Here is a 17,325-nt window from a genome sequence, read left to right on the forward strand (position 1 = left end):
CGGTCCAGCCAGCGGGCTGCCGGAAAGGGCAAACGAGGGTCAGCGTGGCCAAGCACCGGACAGATCAGGACATGCACCTGTGGACCGGTGTTACCAGAACAGGTGTGTGCGTTCGCCGGCGCAGAAGCGACGGGCAACGAGGAACAGTCGAAGGTAGAGCTGATCGAGTGTGTTCCTCATGGACCTCGCGGATGCCGTCGGGGACGGCCTCGCCGGCCTGGTAGTGGGCACCGACCGTGATGTCGGCGTAGTCCGGGCGGTCGAAGCTGTACCTGCCGGGGGTCTTCTTCTGCAGGATGACGCGTTTGGTAGCCGGGTGGATCGCCAGCGCGGAGAAGGTGCGGTGCCACAGGCCTTTGGCGTGCGCGGTCTGCTTGTCCTCGGTGCCGATGGGCTCGTAGCGGTCGGTGAAGATGTCGATCAACTTCACGGTCCTGAAGGTATCGGCGTGGTTCACCGACGGTGCCCCGGCGGCGCTTGGCAAAAATAGATTTTTATGTAAAGATCGATCCATGCGAGACGTGTTGTACCTGGATCGCCTGGAGCAGGCCGAGGCGTTGCTCAAGCCGCAACGGATCGAGATCCTGCGTGCGCTCGCCGTGCCGAGTACCTGCACCGAGGTGGCCAACCGGCTCAACCAGACGCCGCAGCGGGTGAACTACCACGTCAAGCGCCTACTGGAACACGACCTCGTCCGCCAGATCGCGGAACGCAAGGTGCGCAACGTCTACGAGGGCATCTACCAGGCGGCCGCCCGGTCATATTGGCTCTCGCCGCAACTGGTCGGGCAGGTCGGGGGCAGACCGACCGACGCACTGTCGCTGGGGCGTCTGCTCGACATCGCCGAAGAGATCCAGCGGGACATCGCAGCCATCGACACCACAGAGGACGATGTGCCGTCCCTGGGCGTCACCGGCCAGATCTACCTCAGCCCCGAACAGCGTCCCGCGTTCCTCACGGAACTGCAGGAGACGCTCCAAGACCTCTTCACGCGCTACGGCGGCAGCGCGGGGGAACCGTTCAAACTCGCCGTCACCTGCTATCCCATCAGAGAGGAAGAGTCATGACCGAGCCACTCGTCATCAGGGTCCGTACCACCGCCACCCCCGAGCAGGCGTACGCCGCACTCACCACCGCCGAGCACCTCACCTCCTGGCTCGCCGAGAAGGCTGTCGTCGAACTGCCCACCCGGTACGAGTTCTGGGGGACCTCCATCCCGGAAGGGGAGGCACCCCACCAGAAACTGGTCAGCGCCGACGGCACCACGCTGCGCTTCACGTGGCTACTCGACGGTGAGGAGACCTCGACCGAACTCGCCGTCGGCACGGACTCCGCCGAGACCGTGATCACGCTGACCCAGAGCCACTTCGACTTCAACGACATGCTCACCGGCGCCAGCATCCGTGGCGTACTGCAGACGTTCTGGGCGCTGGCACTGGCCAACCTCGTCGACTACCTCGAAGGCAGGGACATCACCGCGCGGCCGGACTTCACCAGCCCCGAGTTCCGGGCAACCGTCAGCATCAACGCCCCGGTGGAGGAGGTGTACGACTCGCTCCTCACGTCCGAGAAGGTGTCGGCGTGGTTCGGCTACCCCATCGAGATCGAACCCCACGTTGGCGGCCGCTACGCCTTGGGCGGCATCGACAACAACCCGCATCCAGCCACGATCGTCGACCTGGTGCCGAACGAGCGGGTGAGCGTCGACTGGGGCCCGGCCGGAACCGGCACGTGGGAACTGGAAGGCAGCGACGGCAAGACCCACCTCACCCTGTTCTCCAGCGGGTTCGACACCGCCAACCCGCCGTTCGCAGCGTGGCTGGGTAGCGTCGCCGGCCTCGCCGAACTCCGCCGCTACCACGAGATCAGCGACTGGAAACCGATCGTCGCCGCAGCCTGACTGCTAGCCCGCCGTCAGGAGTCTCCGCAGGGTCGTCGCGGCGCTCTGCGGACCGGAGAACACGGGGAGACCCGTGGCCTTCGCGAGGCTCTCGGCGGCGGGGGTGAGCGAGTACTGCGCCAGGAGCACCGCATCGACCGAGTCCGCGTGTGGTCGGACCGCGTCGAGGAGGGCCGCGAGCAGCTGCTCGGTGTCACCACGCAGCGCTGCCGCGAAGGCGGCTTCGGCGACGGCTCCGCGAACCGTCGACCCGGAGCCGCGTTCGCGGAGGAACTCCGTGAGCCGGGCCTCCGCGTCGTGCAGCGCGGCGGCGAACGACGCGACGACGAGCACCGTGCCGACCTCCTGCTCGGCCACATCGCGGAACGCGGCGTCGTCCGAGGCGAGGATCGGGCGCTCGCTGGTCATCGCGTGCGCCACCGGTCCGTACATCGAGCACGTCAGCAGGACCCCGTCGGCGCCCTCGGTGAGGGCATGGTCGATCAGCCGCTCCATCCGGGCCCGCAGGTCCGGGGTGAGCCCACCGGCGGCATCGGCATCGGCGAGTAGCCGGTCGTCGAGCAGGTTCCAGACCGTCGCGTCGGGGAGCTCCTCGGTGAGCGCTGCCTTGGCAGGCGCCATCGAGGCGGGGGTGGCGTGGACGAGGGCAATGAGTGGCTTCTTCGACATGGGTCCTCGGGGTCGGTTGTGGTCAGCCGGCGAGATGCCGGCCGAACGTGTGGCGCCAGCGGAGGCTGGACATGGTGTCGGTCGTCGGGGCGTACTCACAGCCGACCCACCCGGTGTAGCCCTCGGCGCGGAGGCGGCCGAAGAGGTGGTCCCAGCCGAGCTCCCCGGTTCCTGGCTCCGTACGCGTCGGCGGATCGGCGATCTGGACATGCCCGATGATCGGCATCAACTCGTGCAGCCGGGTGGTCACGTCCCCCTGCGACACCTGGCAGTGGTACAGGTCGAACAACAGCCGCAGCCGTTCGCTGCCGATGGCGCTGACCACGGCGGCCGCGGTTTCGAGGCATTCGAGGACGAAGCCGGGGGCGTCGCGCTGGTTGAGCACCTCGATCAGCAGCGTGACGTTCGTGTCGGCGGCGTACTCGGCGGCCCAGGCGAGATTGGTGACGTAGGTACCGAGGGCCTCCGCAGAGCCGACGCCCGGTGGGCGCAGGCCGCCCATCACGTGGATCACCCCGGTGCCGAGCTTCGTGGCATACCGGAGGGCCTGCTCGACCTGGGCGCGGAAGTCGGCGCCGCGCCCGGGGTGGCAGGCGATGCCGTACGCGTCGGAGCCACCGGGGTCACCGGCCGGCGTGTTGATCAGTACGGACCGCAGACCCGCGTCGGCGAGGAGCTTCGCCAGCTCCTCTGGGCGGTGGCCGTATGGCGAGGGGAACTCGACCGCGGTGAACCCCGCTGCCGCCGCGGCCTCGAAGCGCGCCTCGAACGGCACCTCGGTGAACAGCCACTTGAGGTTGGCGTCGAGGCGGAGCCTCGGCGGTGTGGTCGACATGGTCGTCCCGGACGGGTCGGTGCTCGGCACCATCCCGAGCGTTGCTGGAAATACTATAGTTTCGCGAACGCGTAGCCAACCCTCACGGCACACTGTCCTGTTTGTCGTCGACGGCCTGCCGGTCGGTCAGCGACCGTCCTTTCGCGCCGGACACGTGGTCGCGCATCCGTTCCGCCGCCAGCTGAGGGTTACCCGCCGCGAGCGCCTCGTAGATGGTGCGGTGCTCCTTCGCCGCGAACTCGGCGTCGGACGAGCCGAGCTCGGCGAACAACCGGAATCGCTGCACCTGGCCGCCGAGGGAACGGTAGGCCGTTGCGAGGAACGGGTTGTCGGCCTGCTCCGCGATGAGCGTGTGGAACTCCTCGTCCGCAGACCAGTAGCCGCGGAAGTTGCTGGTGTCGGCGGACTTCGACGCCTCGCTGAGCTCCTCGATCGAGGCGAGCAGGGCAGCCAGGAACTCGGGCGTTGTCCGCTTGCCCGCCTCCAGCGTCAGCGCCGGCTCCAGTACCAGCCTGGCGTCCATGAGCTTGATGAGCTCGTCCTGCGTGAACAGCGGAGCGACGCGGTAGCCGCGCAGCGGGTCACGGTGGACCAGACCGGTGTATTCGAGGCGGGCCAGCGCTTCGCGTAGCGGGGTCTGGCTGACGTCGAGCTCGCGGGAGAGTGCACCGATGTTGAGTGGCTCGCCTGCGTCCCGTGAACCGTCCATGAGCTGCGCGAACAGCGTCTCGTACATGCGGTCGGCAAGCGGCTGGCGAGTGGATCGCTTCCTTGACATGCCCGTCCTCCTCGAGTCCCCTGGCCTATAGTGTAGGAAGCGTTCCGCCCATTCCAGCACGTGCGGCGGCTGCCCCGGCCGAGGCGCGAGGCATCGTCCGGGGCGAGCGAGCGGCGAGTTAGACGGCATCCTCACGCAGCGACAGATCGCGGTTCCGGGTCTCTGGCATGAACAGGCTGGCCAGGAACGTGCACGCGGTGTAAGCGATAGTCAGTACGGCAAGCGGGACCCAACTGTCGGTGTAGGCGGCGAGCAGCATCGCGCCGATCGTCGGGGCGAGGCCACCGGCGAACACCGACGGCAGCTCACGCGAGAGCACCACGCCGGTGTAGCGGCGCTGCACCCCGAACAGCTCAGGGATCGTCGCGCCCTGGAGGCCGAGGCCCGACCAGACGCCGACGCCCAGCGCGATCGACATCGCGATGATGATGCCGACGTCGTTGCCGTTGGCCAGCGTGTACCAGATCGGCACGGCCGCGAGGATCTGGAATGCCGAGCTGATCCGGAACATCGTGCGGCGGCCGTAGCGGTCTCCCAGCCAGCCGAACAGCGGTACCACGATCATGCCGAGACCGGAGGCACAGAGGATCGACAGCGTCACCACGAATGTCGCATCGTCTCGCCCGGAAAGGGCAACGCTGGCCACGTAGCTTGCGCCGAGGCTCTTGTAGATCGACGAACCGGCGCTCTCGGCGATCCGCAGGCCGTTGCCGATCAGCAGCGCCTTGCGGCTGGACTTCAGCGCCGACCGCAACGGCGCCTTGATGGTGGTCTCCTGCGCCTTCATCTTGAGGAACTCCGGCGAGTCCTTCACGTTCGCGCGCAGCCACAGCGCGACGCCGACGAGCACCGCGCTGACCAGGAACGGCACCCGCCACAGCCAGTCGAGCAGGACGTCCTCACCGATCGCCGACATGCCCATGAAGACGGCGGACGCCAATGCGGTCCCGCCGACGAGGCCCGAGAACTGCAGCGACGAGTAGAAGCCCCGCTTACCGAGGGGAGCGAACTCGGTCATGAGGGTGCTGGCCCCCGCGGCCTCGGCGCCGGCACCGAGGCCCTGGACGATGCGCAGCAGGACGAGCAGCACCGGTGCCCAGAAGCCGATCGTCGCGTAGGTGGGCAGCACGCCGATCAGGAAGCTCGACGCGCCCATGATGGCGATGGTGAGCATCAGGATGTTCTTGCGGCCGATGCGGTCGCCGTACGAGGCGAACACGATGCCGCCGAGCGGGCGCGCAGCGTAGCCCATGAACAGGGTCGCGAAGCTCAGAATCCGCCCCAGTGTCGGGTCGACGTCGGAGAAGAAGAGCTCCGCGAAGATCAGCGACGACGCCAGCGTGTAGAGCGAGAAATCGAAGTACTCCAGCGTGCTGCCGAGCGATGTCCCCCAGGCCACGCGGCGCAGTTCCTGGGGCGTGACCTTCTCGGTGGCGGTGTTGCCGTGGCCGTCGGGAGCGGCCGGGGCGTCCGAGTCGGAGATTTTCATGCGGGTACCTCTGCTCATCGTCGAGGACAGAACGGGCGAAGATCCGGCGGCGGGAGCAGCGGTCCGGTCTCGCCATTCGGGGCCTGAGCCCAAGTGGAAAACTATACTATTGTATTGTCCTGGCAAGTCAATAGCGCGTTCACCTGCTGTTTCTCGGCTTTCGTAACGCGGCGAACTCTGTCGCGGTGAGCGGGCGCACGGCGCTGCCGCGAAGCAGGAAGAAAAGCTTCGCGGTCTCCTCGAGCTCCTCGACGGCGTCGAGTGCCGCGGCCAGCGAGGCGCCCGCGACGACGGGACCGTGGTTGGCGAGCAGCATCGCATGGTGGGTCCGCGCGGTGCGCTCGGCCAACGGCTCCAGCCCGGCGTCGCCGGGCGCGTGGTAGGGCAGCAGCGGAAGACATCCCACCCGCATGCCGTAGTAGGCGGTCAACGGTGGGAGGCAGTCCTGCGGATCGCGGTCGGCCAGGCACGAGACGGCGGCAGCGTGCGTCGAGTGCGTGTGGACGACAGCCTCGGCCGCCGGCCGGGCGCGCAGGACCGCCGCGTGCAGGAAGGCCTCCTTCGACGGGCGCGGACCGGCGACGTGCTTACCGGTGAGATCGATGGACGAGAGGTCCTCCGGCGCGACGGTGCCGAGACTGCACCCGGTCGGCGTCACCAGGATCTCCTCGCCGAGCCGCAGCGACACGTTCCCGGTGCTGCCGTGGGTCAGACCACGGTCGAACATCGACCGCGCCACGCGCACGACCTCCTCGCGAGCCGCCTCCCCCGCAGCGCCGCGGCCCATCAGGCGGCCTCGGCCGCGGAACCAGCGGACGCCGTCGCGAGCAGCTCCGGCCCACCGAAGTTCCCCGATTTCAGCAGCAGTGCGACACGCGGCTCGTTCGTCGAGTAGATCCAGGGGACCCCGACCGCCACCTCGGGCCCGATCAGCCCGCCGCGGACCCCGAGGGCGCTCACCACCTCGCCGGAGGTCTCCCCGCCGGCACTCACGATGCGCCGGACACCCCGCGCCACCAGGCCGCGGGCGATCAGGCCGGTAGCCGTCTCGAAGACGGCGGCCGAACGCTCGACGCCGAGCCGGGCCTGTATCTGCGCCAGCCGCGCCGGCTCGACGGACGAGTAGATCAGCGGGGCTTCCTCGCCCGGCAGCGAGTCGTACCAGGCAAGGGCCTTGGCGGCGAGGCGAGCGGGATCGGGCTCCGCGAGAGCATCGAGCCGATGGGCCGGTCTGCCGAGCATGCGGAGGTGATCGATCTGCTGGAGGGTCATTGCGGAACAGCTGCCCGCGAGCACCGCGGCGCGAGTGGAGGCGAACGGGTCGCCGGTGTCGGCAGGCGCACTGCGCCCCGCTGCCGCCGCGGCGGCAAGACCTCCCGCGAGCCCGGCGGCGCCGGCGACCAGGGGTGCATCACGCAGTGCCCGCCCGACAGTCTCGAGGTCGGCCGAGGCCACTGCGTCGACGATCAGGTACCGCACACCGCCCCGCCGCGCCTGCTCGATGGCCGCACTGACCGCATCGACGCCGTCGTGCACGGTGCGCAGCGGCACGAGGCCCACCCGTCGCTTGGTCTGGTCCGCGAGCAGGCGGAGCAGGTTCGAGTCGGTCATCGGGGTCAGCGGGTGGTGGCGCATCGGGGACTCCGCGAGCAGTTCGCCGTCAACGAACAGGTGCCCGAGGTACTGAGTCCTGCCGTGCTCGGGAGAACTGGGGGTGAGCACCACCGTGTCGGCTCCGGTCTCGTCGGCCAGCATGTCGAGTACCGGCCCGATGTTCCCGCGTGGCGTCGAGTCGAAAGTGGAGCAGAACTTGTAGTAGACCTGGCGGACTCCATTGGCGCGCAACGCTTCGAAGGCCAGCCGGGAGTCCCGCACGGCTTCCCCTGGTTGCGTTGTGCGGCTTTTCAGTGCGATTACGATCGCGTCGTGCGCAGGCAGGCCGGCGGTGTCCGCCGGTGGGTCGAAGAAGATGAGCGTCCGCAGACCGGCCCTGCGCAGTGCGACGGCGACGTCCGTGGCCCCCGTGAAGTCGTCGGCGATGGTTCCGATCACGTGCTTCTCCTTCTGCGTGACGTCGCGTCGCTGGAAATACTATAGTATTGTTCCTTCACCGAGGCGCACCCTTCAGGGAGGAAGGCGTTTATGAACAGCCATGTCGTCGTCGCCGGGGCGGGAATCGTCGGCCTCTCGACGGCGTTGGAGCTCGGCCGTCGCGGCCATCGGGTCACGGTCCTCGAGAAGGAGGGAACGGTCGCCGAGCACCAGACCGGGAACAACTCCGGCGTGATCCACTCCGGGCTCTACTACACGCCAGGCAGCCTGAAGGCCACGCTCGGCACGGCAGGTGCCCAGTCCATGCGGGACTTCGCGCAAGCCCACGGCGTCGAGGTCGACATCTGCGGCAAGCTGGTCGTCGCGACCAACCAGCGGCAGGTTCCGGCATTGCTGCGGCTACTGGAGCGCGGCCGGGCGAACGGGGTCCCGGTCACCCTGGTCTCCCCCGCCGAGGCGCGCGAGTACGAGCCGAACGTCTCGTGTGTGGCCGCGTTGCGGGTCGAGAGCACCGGCATCGTCGACTACCGGGGCGTCTGCGCGGCGCTCGTCAACCTGATCGAGAAGCACGAGGGCGAGGTGCGCCTCGGCTCCGAGATCATCGGGATCCACTCGTCGTTCGGCGCGGTCACGGTCACCACCCGCGCCGAGGAGATCCGGGCCGACCAGTTCGTGAACTGCGCGGGCCTGCACTCCGATCGGCTCGCTCGACTGGCCGGGCTGGAACCCGCGGTCCGGATCATCCCGTTCCGCGGTGAGTACTTCGAGCTCGCCCCCGCACAGCAACACCTGGTCCAGGGGCTGATCTACCCGGTACCCGATCCGACGCTGCCGTTTCTCGGGGTTCACCTCACCCGGATGATCGGCGGCGGTGTCCACGCCGGACCGAACGCCGTGCTCGCACTGGCCCGCGAGGGCTACCGCTGGGGGGCGGTCAACACCGCCGACATCGTCGACAGCCTGCGCTGGCCCGGCTTGTGGCGACTCGGCCGGAAGTACTGGCGCACCGGGGTCGACGAGGTACTCCGCTCGCTGTCCCGGCGCCGGTTCCTCGCGAGCCTGCGCGAGCTGGTCCCCGCGCTGTCCGACGACAGCCTCGTCCCCACCCACGCGGGGGTCCGCGCCCAGGCACTGCACCGCGACGGCTCGCTGGTCGACGACTTCTACTACGAGCGTGGGATCCGCCAGATCCACGTGCTCAATGCGCCCTCCCCCGCAGCGACCGCCGCACTGGAGATCGGCCGCCGCATCGCCGACGAGCTTGAGGCGGCATCGTGACCACCATGCAGCGCTTCTCCGCGTACGACCTGCACGAGCAGGTTCACGCGATCCTGACCGCATGGGGGATGCCAAGCGGCCCCGCGACGACGACCGCCGACGTCATGATCGACACCGACCTCTCGGGTATCGACTCCCACGGGGTGTCGATGCTGATGATGTACGAGCGCCTGCACACCGAGGGCAGGCTCGGCCTCGCCGCCACCCCGCGGGTGCTGCGAGAGACTGACGCATTCGCCGCGATCGACGCCGGCTCCGGCCTCGGCCATCCGGCCGCGGTCCACGCAATGGAGCTGGCGATCGCCAAGGCCCGCAACGGCGGGATCGGCGCCGCATTCGTCGGGAGCTCCAACCACTACGGGGCGGTCGGGTACTACGTCAGGCTGGCGGCTGAGCAGGGCATGATCGGCTTCGCCACAACCTCCACCCGCACCCCGACGGCGCAGGCGACCGGCGGCAACCGGCCGGTGCTCGGCACGAACCCGCTCGCGTTCGCGGCGCCCCGCCGGCACGGCGCACCGCTCGTCGTCGACATGTCGACCACCGTGGTCGCGATGAACAAGGTCAAGGCCTATGCGCTGAAGGGGCTCGATCTCCCTGTCGGCTGGCTGGTCGACGAGGCGGGGGTTGACGTCACCAACGCCACGAAGGGGTACGCGCTGCTCCAGGAAGGGCGCGCGATGCTCGCACCACTCGGCGGACCGGGCACAGAACTGGGTGGGCACAAGGGTTTCGGACTGGCACTGATGGTCCAGATACTCAGCGCCGCCCTGTCGAACGGTGCGCTGCCGCGGGAACGCGGCGACACCGACAACCTCGGTCACTTCTTCCTGGCCATCGACGCCGAACGCGTCAACCCAGGCGGGCTCACCGCAGGCAACGTGGAAGCGATCCTGCGGGTGGTGCAGGAGGATCAACCCGACGTCCTCGTGCCGGGCCAGCCCGAGGAACACGCCCGCGCCGAGCGCACCCGCGCCGGCATCCCACTCACCGACAGCCTCCTCGAGCACCTGGCCGCCATCAGCGCACGGGCGGGCGTCCACCGGACCCTCACCCCACTTGCCGAAGGGACGTCATGACCAACGCACCCGTCCGCCTGTACTGCGCCCTGGTCGTCCGAAAGGCACTGGAGGACACCGTCCTACCGAGCTTCCGCGGCAGCCATCCGGAGATCGCGGTCGAGGAGATCTTCGACCCGACGACCGTGCTGCGGGAGCGGATAGAGGCAGGCGAACGGCCGGACGTGCTGGTAGCGGTCACCGGTGCGCTCGCCCCGATCCTCGCGACCGGCGCCGTGGCGGAGGAGACTCAGGAGCCGTTCGTTCGCTCCGCGATCGGGGTGGCGGTCGCCGAAGGGGCGCCGCGGCCGGACATCTCGACCACCGAGGCTCTGGTCGCGACCCTCTCCGGGGCGCGGTCGGTGGCCTACTCCCGCGCGGGGGCGAGCGGCATCTACTTCGTGGAGCTGCTCGATCAGCTCGGTATCGCCGATTTGGTCAACTCCCGCGCGACGGTGCTGCCGAAGGGTTTCACCGCCGAGGCGGTCGTCGACGGGCGTGCCGACCTGGCCGTGCAGCAGCTGAGCGAGCTCAGTTTCGTCAAGGGCGTCGACGTCGTCGCGCCGCTGCCGGACGAGGTACAGCAGTACACGGACTTCACGATCGCTCTCGGCGCCGACGCGGCACACCGGCCCGAGGCGCGCACCCTCGCGACGTTCCTCCGCGGCGAGATCGCCAGCCAGGCCTACGCCGCCGACGGGCTCACCATGATCGCGAGCTGAGAAACGGTCCACAGTGGCCAGCCACCGGCGTCCTTGCCGGCGGCTGGCTCACACCTGCTCAGCGGCAGGACTTGCGGTACTCGGAGACTGCCTGCTTGACCTCGTCGCGGGCGGCCGCGGCATCGCTGAAGCCGGCCAGCTCGACCTTCTTGCGGCCCTCGGGCAGGTTCTTGTAGACCGCGAAGAACTGCTCGATGCGCTGCCGCTCGATCTGGGGAAGGTCGGCGATGTCATTGGCCTCGGTGTAGTCGGGATCGACGTCGTCGACCGGCACCGCGATGATCTTGTCGTCGGGTTCGCCGCCGTCGATCATGTTGAGCACGCCGATGGCCTTGACCTGGATCTGCACAGCCGGGTACAGCGGCTCGCGGGTCAGGACCAGTACGTCGAGGGGGTCGCCGTCACCACCCTTGGACTGCGGGATGGAGCCGTAGTTGCCCGGGTAGACCACCGGCATCGACTGAAACCGGTCGACCACGATCTGGCCGGTCTCGGCGTCCGTCTCGTACTTGGTGAAGCTGTCCTGGGGGATCTCGATCTCGGCGAAGAACCCGTCGGCGTCGAGGTCGCCGGTGGCCGGCTGCGGGAAGCCGAGCGGGTGCGAGGCCGGGTAGCAGTCCTTTTTGGATTGTGCCGCGGCAGGCTGGATCGCACCTGTCTGCGACTCGGGCTCGCTCTGGGCGAAAGCCAGCGCGCTGGCGGCAGTCAGGCCGGCGATCACGGCAGCCGCTGTGGACACCGTCGCGATGAAGCGCGCACGGCCGGTGAGGCGGGACATGGTTCGTCACCTTCCGAAAGTGAAAGTTCGAGCGAAAAGTCAGATTTGATACAGAAGGTGTCGTATGCACGTCCCACCGCTGGCCGCACGGCGAAGGCATGGTGACATCTCGGCGCGGGGGATGATCCGGTGTCAGTCCGGTTCACACGGGGGCCCTTGAATCCACCCGCAATCAAACTGTACAGTTTGGTTCCGAAGGAGGTGTGATGCAGCGGCAGGAATCGGCACGGAGCAGCGCCAAGCGCGCACAGATCCAGCAGGGGGCCACTCGCGTCTTCCTCCGGGAGGGCTTCGCGGGCGCGACGACCGACGCGATCGCGAAAGCGGCCGGGGTGTCGAAGCAGACGCTCTATGTGTACTACCGCGACAAGGAGCAGCTCATGGTCGACGTACTGACCTCGCTGCTGACGGAGCTGAACCGCGACCAGGCCGCACTGGCGGGCAGCCGTCCGGTCGACTCCCTGCCGGAGTTGCGGGCAGCTCTCGCGGACCTGGCATCGAATGTCCTCGAAGCCGTCTGCCGCACCGACTACCTCGCCTTGACGCGGGTCATCATCGCCGACTCGCCGAAGGTGCCCGCAATCGGCCGGCTGTGGGCCAAGACGATCACCGGCGGCGTCCGCTCGGTTGTCGCCGACCAGCTGGAGCAGGCGCGACGCGTAGGGGTGATCCAGGTCGATGACGTCCAGGTGGCGACCCGCTTGTTCGTCGGAGGCGTGCTGACCTACGTCCTACCCGACGGAATCGTCGCCGCGGGCGGGACAGTGAATCCACCCAGCGCGGAGCAGATCGACGAACTCGTGGACATGTTCCTGCGCGCGATCACCTAGCCGTCCCGACGAGGACTCGGGACAGATAGTGGTTTACCCATTCATCAAACTGAACAGTTTGGTTTGAGAAGGAAGGACGAGATCATGAATTTCACCTGGGGCGGGTTGGCCCCGCTGGCGAGCGGGTTCGCCGAGGAGCCGCCTGCTGGCGCGGTGACCGACACGAGCAGTGTCGAGGTCGTCGAGATCCAGAAGACGGACATCGGCCCCCACGTCGACGGCGCGCCGGCGACGTTCGCGACGCTGATGACCGAGCGCTTCACCGGTGGGCTCGACGGCATGGGCTATGCCGATCACGTTCGTGTCGTGCGGCCGGACGGAACGCAGCTGGTCACTGGCGTGGAACGGTTCGTCGGCTCCGTGGGAGACCGGTCGGGTTCGTTCGTCCTGACCTGTTACGGGTTCGGGGACCGGCCGGGCGCAGGCGAGGGGTACTGGACGGTCGTGCCCGGGTCGGGGACCGGCGAGCTCACCGGACTGCGGGGACGCGGATCGTTCACCATCGAACTGCGAGACGGCGTGTGGCATGCGAAGGACACCTTCACCCACTGGTTCGTCGCGTCTCCCGAAGGAGAGCAGGCATGATCCTGGTGACCATGGCCGCGGGCAACGTCGGCCTTCCCCTGGTGGAGCAACTGCACAGCGCCGGGCTACCGGTCCGCGCTTCGACACTCGACGCGGACCGGGACCGGCTCCCCGCGGGGATCGATGTCGTCGGCGGTGACATCACCGACCCCACGGTGCTGGACAAGGCCTTCGCGGGTGTCGAGGCGCTGTTCCTCGCGACGAGCCATCCCGCCAATGAGGGCCCCGTGCTGCGACAGGCAGAGCAGGCCGGCGTGCGGCGTGTGGTGTTGCTGTCGTCGCTGTCCGCAAGCGAACTGCCGGACTCCCCGGTGAGTGCGGAGTTCCGCCGGATCGAGCAGGCCGTCCAGGCGAGCTCGCTCGCATGGACCATCCTGCGCCCGCAGGGATTCGCCTCGACCATGCTGTCGCTGGGCTGGCTGCCCATGTTCCACCAGGGCACCATTCGAGCGCCGCTCGCAACCAAAGCCGTACCGGTCATCCACCCTGCCGATATCGCCTCGGTGGCCCGCACCGCCCTCATCGAGGACGGTCATCACGGCAGGACCTACGAACTCACGGGACCGGAGGCGCTGACGTTGCCGGAGCAGGTGCAGCAGATCGGCACCGAGATCGGTCGCGACCTCACCTTCGACGAACTCACCGTCGAGCGCGCCCGGGATGAGTTGCAGCAGTACGCACCCGCCATGGTCGTGGACTACTTCCTCTCGGTGTGGGGGGCGGTCCGCCCTGACGTGCGCGACACCGTTGAAGCGGTTACCGGCCGTCCTGCCAGGACGTTCCGACAGTGGGCACGCGAGAACGCTGAGCTGTTCGACGAATGACACGGGCGAGATTGTCGTCATTGGACAGTTGACCGCCGGAATCTGTTCACCCGCTCACCTGGTTGGCGAAACTCCGCTGCCGTCGCGAATTCACCTGAAACCGACATCTTGCGGATTTGTTCCCATTTCCTCCAGGAAGGCGGCGCATGCGTAAATCACACGGTACGACGGTCGGCGCGGCTCTGGCCGCGCTCACCGTCACCGCACTGGCGGCCCTGCCCGCGCAGGCTGCCCACAAGGACCTCGTCGACGTGTACGCGAAGGCGGAGACCCCAGCCGTTTTCGACGACGAAGCCGGTGGCAACGCGAGTGCGGACGATCCGGCCATCTGGCGCAACCCCAGGAATCCCGACCGCAGCCTCGTCGTCGCCACCGCCAAGGAAGGCGGCCTCAGGGTGTACGACCTCGATGCCCGCGAGGTCCAATCCATCCCCGCCGCGCCCGCGCCGGGCCCCGACGACGCACCGGGCCGGATCAACAACGTGGACATCGTCGGCGACTACGCCGTCGTCAGCGACCGCGGGTTCGACACGCTGCGTATCTACCGGATCGACCCCAACCGGGCCAGCGGCCCGCTCAAGGAGGTCACCGATCCGGCGGCTGCGCCGCGGATTTTCTCCGCGAACCAGGCCGAGGTCAATGCGGAAACCACCGCGTACGGCCTCGCGGCGTGGCGGGACCGGGCGTCGGGCCGCATCTTCGCCGCCGCGACCCAGGCTGGCCGTGCCACGCTCGCGCTGCTCGAGCTCACACCGACCAGGTCGGGCAACGTGGGCTACGCCAAGGTGCGCACGCTGCAACTGCCGTCCGAGTTTCCGTTGCCGGGCGGCACCACCTGGACCCCGTGCGAGGACCCGGGTGAGGAGCCCCAGGCCGAGGGCATGGTCGCCGACCCGGCCGCGGGCGTGCTCTACGTCGGGCAGGAGGACGTCGGCGTCTGGCGGCTGAAGACCGACTTCACCGGCCGCCCCAAGCTGATCGACAAGGTGCACGACTTCGGCGTTGCCTACACCCAGGACCCCGAAACCGGGGAATGCACCTTCGGCGCCGACCCCGGCTACGGCGGCAAGGTCCTCACCGCCGACGTCGAGGGACTGACCATCATGTACCAGCGCAACGGTCAGGGCTATCTGCTGGTTTCCAGCCAGGGCGACAACACCTTCGCCGTGTACGGCCGTCACGACAACAAGTACAAGGGCGGTTTCCGGGTCGCACCGGGATCGGTGATCGACGGCGCCGAGGACTGCGACGGTGCGGCCGTGTTGAACGAACCGCTCGGCGACCGCTACCCGAACGGTCTGCTGGTCGTCCACGACGGCTACGACGACCCGCAGGTCGACGGCAGGGAGGGATCGAACTACAAGTTCCTCGACCTGCGCGAGGTGACCACCGCGGTCGGCCTGCGCTGATCCCTGCCTGATCCCTGCCCAGTGCCCGTCCGCGCCCCGTGCGCGGACGGGCACCCATCTCCGGTCATACGGCCTCGAAGGCCGCCATCATGGCCATGTCCTCGTGCTCGAGGTTGTGGCAGTGCAGTAGATACTTTCCGGCGTAGCCGTCGAAACGCACCGCCACGTCAACGAACTCCGCCGGCCGAACGTCCACTGTGTCCTTCCAGCCCGCGTCGAGGCGACCGGGACCGCCGCCACTGCGACCGATGACCTGAAACGGCGACAGGTGGATGTGCACGGGGTGGTGCAGATCCGTGAACAGGCGCCAGATCTCGACCTCGCCGAGCTTCGGGCGCGCGTCCATCCGGCCGGGATCGAAGGCCCTGCCGTTGATCGTCCAGCCCCGGTGACCGTTGACGATTCCCCGGCTGAAGCGCCACTCCCGGTGCACTCGTGCCGTGGTGTGTGGCAGCGGTTCGATCTCGGCCAGCGTGCGCGGAACGGTGCTGTCGTCGGACGCCTTGCGAGCGACCACGAAACGCATGACCTCCGCGGTCGATCCGGCGCCCAGTTGGTTGCGTAACACCACCTCGGTACCTACCGGGTAGCGCGCGAAGTCGACCACCACCTCGAACCGTTCCCCCGGTGCGGCGTCGAGCCGGTCCTGCGTCACCGGCGCGGCGAGCAGGCCCGCATCGGAGCCGATCTGCACGAAGCCGCCGCCATCGGGCGCCGCGTCCAGCACGAGCCCGTAACGCCGCGCATTGGACGCGTTGAGGATGCGGAAGCGGTACCGCGCCGCGTCGACCTCCAGCGTCGGCCATGGCGCACCGTTCACCAGAATGACGTCGCCCATGACGCCTTCCATGTAGTCGTCCTGTACGCCGGGCGTGGTCTGCAGACTCGGATCGAGCGCCGGGTACAGGAGCGAGCCGTCCTCGTTGAACGCGCGGTCACAGATCATCAGCGGGATGTCCCGTTCCCCGTGCGGCAGCGGAAGACCATCGCTCACCTCGTCATCGATGAGGTGGAAACCGGCGAGCCCGCGCCACACCTGCGGCGCGGTGAAATCCATCCGGTGGTCGTGGTACCAGAGCGTGGCGGCAGGCTGGGCCAGCGGGTACACGTACTCGCGACTGCCCTGCCGGGTGTCACCGGTCATCGCGGCGTGCTGACCGTGCTGGCCATGCCCGCCGGCCTGCCCGCCGACGGGGTACACCAGGTCGACGGGGTAGCCGTCGTGCTCCGGCGGAGTGTGGCCGCCATGCAGGTGCACCACGGTCGGCACGGGCAGCTCGTTGCGGTGTGTCACGACGGCCGTGCGGCCCGATCGGGAGCGGATGGTCGGGCCGGGGAACGTGCCGTCGTAACCGAAGATCGGGGTGCGGTACCCCGGCACGATCTCCAGGACGGCCTGCCGTTGGACGATGTCGTAGTAGTCGGCCTGCCCGTCGGACCGCGTGGGCTTCTTCACCGCCGGGATCGGTAGTGGCACGCGGAACCGCGGTGGCAGCGGGATGCTGCTGCGTAACAGGTCCGCGGTCTGACCGGCACCCGCGTCACCGCAACCGGCGAGGCCAACCGCGACCGCACCGGCGCCGACCAGGCTCAGAAATCCCCTACGCGACAGGCTCATGCGCCGTCTCCTGTTTCCTCTGGGCCTTGCGGTCCATTCGCGACAGTCGCGCCACCGGCCGGAAGACCCAGACGCACAGGTGCAATGACATGAGCACGATGAAGACTCCCAGCGGGATGTGCACGGCGAGCTGCCTGCTGTAGCCCATACCGGTCTGCAGCCCCACCGCGGCGAACTGCACGACGGTGAAGACCAGCGGGATTGCCGATCCGCGCCCCGCCACCAGGTACGCGACTCCGGCGGCTGCCTGGAGCACCAACAGCCCGCTGATGATGTGCGCGTTCGACTCGTGGTAGCCGAGGAAGTCGAAGGTGCCCGACAGGTAGCCACCGGCGAGCACCGGCTGCGCGAGCACACAGATCGTGCCGAGGACGACCGTGGCCCTCAGCAGCAGGAGCGTGCGCACCGGATGGGTGCTCGCCGGCTCAGTGGTTGCGTTCACGGCTCGACCTTATAGGTAGACAGCCTACTTATAAATCCGGGACGTCCCGGAGAAAACC

The 17,325-nt window shown here is 68.5% G+C and carries 19 protein-coding genes; 9 read left to right on the top strand and 10 right to left on the bottom strand.

Annotation, left to right across the window (positions count from 1 at the left end; genetic code table 11):
* Positions 1-64 precede the first annotated feature (64 nt).
* Entirely contained in the window at positions 65-430 is a 366-nt protein-coding gene (locus ABZ863_RS22785; RefSeq protein ID WP_358538933.1) for a hypothetical protein, read from the bottom strand.
* 82 nt (positions 431-512) lie between these two features.
* Between ABZ863_RS22785 and ABZ863_RS22790 the strand changes: the two genes are divergently transcribed.
* Together ABZ863_RS22790 and ABZ863_RS22795 are read left to right on the top strand one after the other, a co-directional pair.
* The gene (locus ABZ863_RS22790) at positions 513-1,067 is read left to right on the top strand and encodes a helix-turn-helix domain-containing protein (RefSeq protein WP_358538936.1); all 555 of its coding nucleotides are present in this window, start codon (positions 513-515) and stop codon (positions 1,065-1,067) included.
* The gene (locus ABZ863_RS22795) at positions 1,064-1,900 is read left to right on the top strand and encodes an SRPBCC family protein (RefSeq protein ID WP_358538938.1); all 837 of its coding nucleotides are present in this window, start codon (positions 1,064-1,066) and stop codon (positions 1,898-1,900) included. Before ABZ863_RS22790 ends, ABZ863_RS22795 begins: the two co-directional genes overlap by 4 nt.
* Positions 1,901-1,903: 3 nt before the next feature.
* Here the strand turns inward: ABZ863_RS22795 and ABZ863_RS22800 are convergent, their stop codons facing one another.
* The 6 genes from ABZ863_RS22800 to otnK all read right to left on the bottom strand — a co-directional run bounded on the left by ABZ863_RS22800 (position 1,904) and on the right by otnK (position 7,723).
* Complete coding sequence (locus ABZ863_RS22800) at positions 1,904-2,569, bottom strand: hypothetical protein (RefSeq protein ID WP_358538941.1); 666 nt, start codon at positions 2,567-2,569, stop codon at positions 1,904-1,906.
* Between the two features lie 22 nt (positions 2,570-2,591).
* Complete coding sequence (locus ABZ863_RS22805; RefSeq protein ID WP_358538944.1) at positions 2,592-3,434, bottom strand: TIM barrel protein; 843 nt, start codon at positions 3,432-3,434, stop codon at positions 2,592-2,594.
* A 52-nt stretch (positions 3,435-3,486) separates the two neighbouring features.
* Entirely contained in the window at positions 3,487-4,182 is a 696-nt protein-coding gene (locus ABZ863_RS22810; protein ID WP_358538947.1) for a GntR family transcriptional regulator, read from the bottom strand.
* A 118-nt stretch (positions 4,183-4,300) separates the two neighbouring features.
* Positions 4,301-5,671, bottom strand: a complete 1,371-nt coding sequence (locus ABZ863_RS22815) for an MFS transporter (protein WP_358538949.1) — start codon at positions 5,669-5,671, stop codon at positions 4,301-4,303.
* A gap of 139 nt (positions 5,672-5,810) precedes the next feature.
* Positions 5,811-6,458 (bottom strand): 3-oxo-tetronate 4-phosphate decarboxylase, encoded by a 648-nt coding sequence (otnC, locus tag ABZ863_RS22820; RefSeq protein ID WP_358538952.1) that lies wholly within the window; start codon positions 6,456-6,458, stop codon positions 5,811-5,813.
* Complete coding sequence (gene otnK, locus ABZ863_RS22825; protein ID WP_358538955.1) at positions 6,458-7,723, bottom strand: 3-oxo-tetronate kinase; 1,266 nt, start codon at positions 7,721-7,723, stop codon at positions 6,458-6,460. The genes otnC and otnK overlap by 1 nt, the downstream gene beginning before the upstream one ends.
* A 90-nt stretch (positions 7,724-7,813) precedes the next feature.
* Here otnK and lhgO point away from each other — a divergent pair, with 90 nt between their 5' ends.
* The 3 genes from lhgO to ABZ863_RS22840 are packed head-to-tail and all read left to right on the top strand — an operon-like array spanning position 7,814 to position 10,781.
* The gene (lhgO, locus tag ABZ863_RS22830; RefSeq protein WP_358538958.1) at positions 7,814-9,001 is read left to right on the top strand and encodes an L-2-hydroxyglutarate oxidase; all 1,188 of its coding nucleotides are present in this window, start codon (positions 7,814-7,816) and stop codon (positions 8,999-9,001) included.
* A gap of 5 nt (positions 9,002-9,006) precedes the next feature.
* Entirely contained in the window at positions 9,007-10,080 is a 1,074-nt protein-coding gene (locus ABZ863_RS22835; protein WP_358539108.1) for an Ldh family oxidoreductase, read from the top strand.
* The gene (locus ABZ863_RS22840; protein WP_358538960.1) at positions 10,077-10,781 is read left to right on the top strand and encodes a substrate-binding domain-containing protein; all 705 of its coding nucleotides are present in this window, start codon (positions 10,077-10,079) and stop codon (positions 10,779-10,781) included. Before ABZ863_RS22835 ends, ABZ863_RS22840 begins: the two co-directional genes overlap by 4 nt.
* Positions 10,782-10,839: 58 nt before the next feature.
* On the opposite strand, the gene ABZ863_RS22845 is transcribed toward ABZ863_RS22840, so the two are convergent.
* Complete coding sequence (locus ABZ863_RS22845; RefSeq protein ID WP_358538963.1) at positions 10,840-11,559, bottom strand: inorganic diphosphatase; 720 nt, start codon at positions 11,557-11,559, stop codon at positions 10,840-10,842.
* Between the two features lie 206 nt (positions 11,560-11,765).
* Between ABZ863_RS22845 and ABZ863_RS22850 the strand changes: the two genes are divergently transcribed.
* The 4 genes from ABZ863_RS22850 to ABZ863_RS22865 all read left to right on the top strand — a co-directional run bounded on the left by ABZ863_RS22850 (position 11,766) and on the right by ABZ863_RS22865 (position 15,207).
* Complete coding sequence (locus ABZ863_RS22850; protein WP_358538966.1) at positions 11,766-12,389, top strand: TetR/AcrR family transcriptional regulator; 624 nt, start codon at positions 11,766-11,768, stop codon at positions 12,387-12,389.
* A gap of 84 nt (positions 12,390-12,473) precedes the next feature.
* Positions 12,474-12,974 (top strand): DUF3224 domain-containing protein, encoded by a 501-nt coding sequence (locus ABZ863_RS22855; protein ID WP_358538968.1) that lies wholly within the window; start codon positions 12,474-12,476, stop codon positions 12,972-12,974.
* Positions 12,971-13,798 (top strand): NAD(P)H-binding protein, encoded by an 828-nt coding sequence (locus tag ABZ863_RS22860; RefSeq protein WP_358538970.1) that lies wholly within the window; start codon positions 12,971-12,973, stop codon positions 13,796-13,798. The genes ABZ863_RS22855 and ABZ863_RS22860 overlap by 4 nt, the downstream gene beginning before the upstream one ends.
* A 146-nt stretch (positions 13,799-13,944) precedes the next feature.
* Positions 13,945-15,207, top strand: a complete 1,263-nt coding sequence (locus ABZ863_RS22865; protein WP_358538973.1) for a phytase — start codon at positions 13,945-13,947, stop codon at positions 15,205-15,207.
* 64 nt (positions 15,208-15,271) lie between these two features.
* On the opposite strand, the gene ABZ863_RS22870 is transcribed toward ABZ863_RS22865, so the two are convergent.
* Both ABZ863_RS22870 and ABZ863_RS22875 read right to left on the bottom strand, forming a co-directional pair.
* Positions 15,272-16,825 carry a multicopper oxidase domain-containing protein gene (locus tag ABZ863_RS22870; protein WP_358538976.1) on the bottom strand — a complete coding sequence of 518 codons (1,554 nt, stop codon included), beginning with the start codon at positions 16,823-16,825 and terminating at the stop codon, positions 15,272-15,274.
* Positions 16,809-17,267, bottom strand: coding sequence for a hypothetical protein (locus ABZ863_RS22875; RefSeq protein ID WP_358538978.1), 459 nt, complete (start codon positions 17,265-17,267; stop codon positions 16,809-16,811). Before ABZ863_RS22875 ends, ABZ863_RS22870 begins: the two co-directional genes overlap by 17 nt.
* Positions 17,268-17,325: the final 58 nt, after the last annotated feature.

Source organism: Saccharomonospora sp. NPDC046836 (genome assembly GCF_040645195.1).
Classification (GTDB): domain Bacteria; phylum Actinomycetota; class Actinomycetes; order Mycobacteriales; family Pseudonocardiaceae; genus Prauserella_A.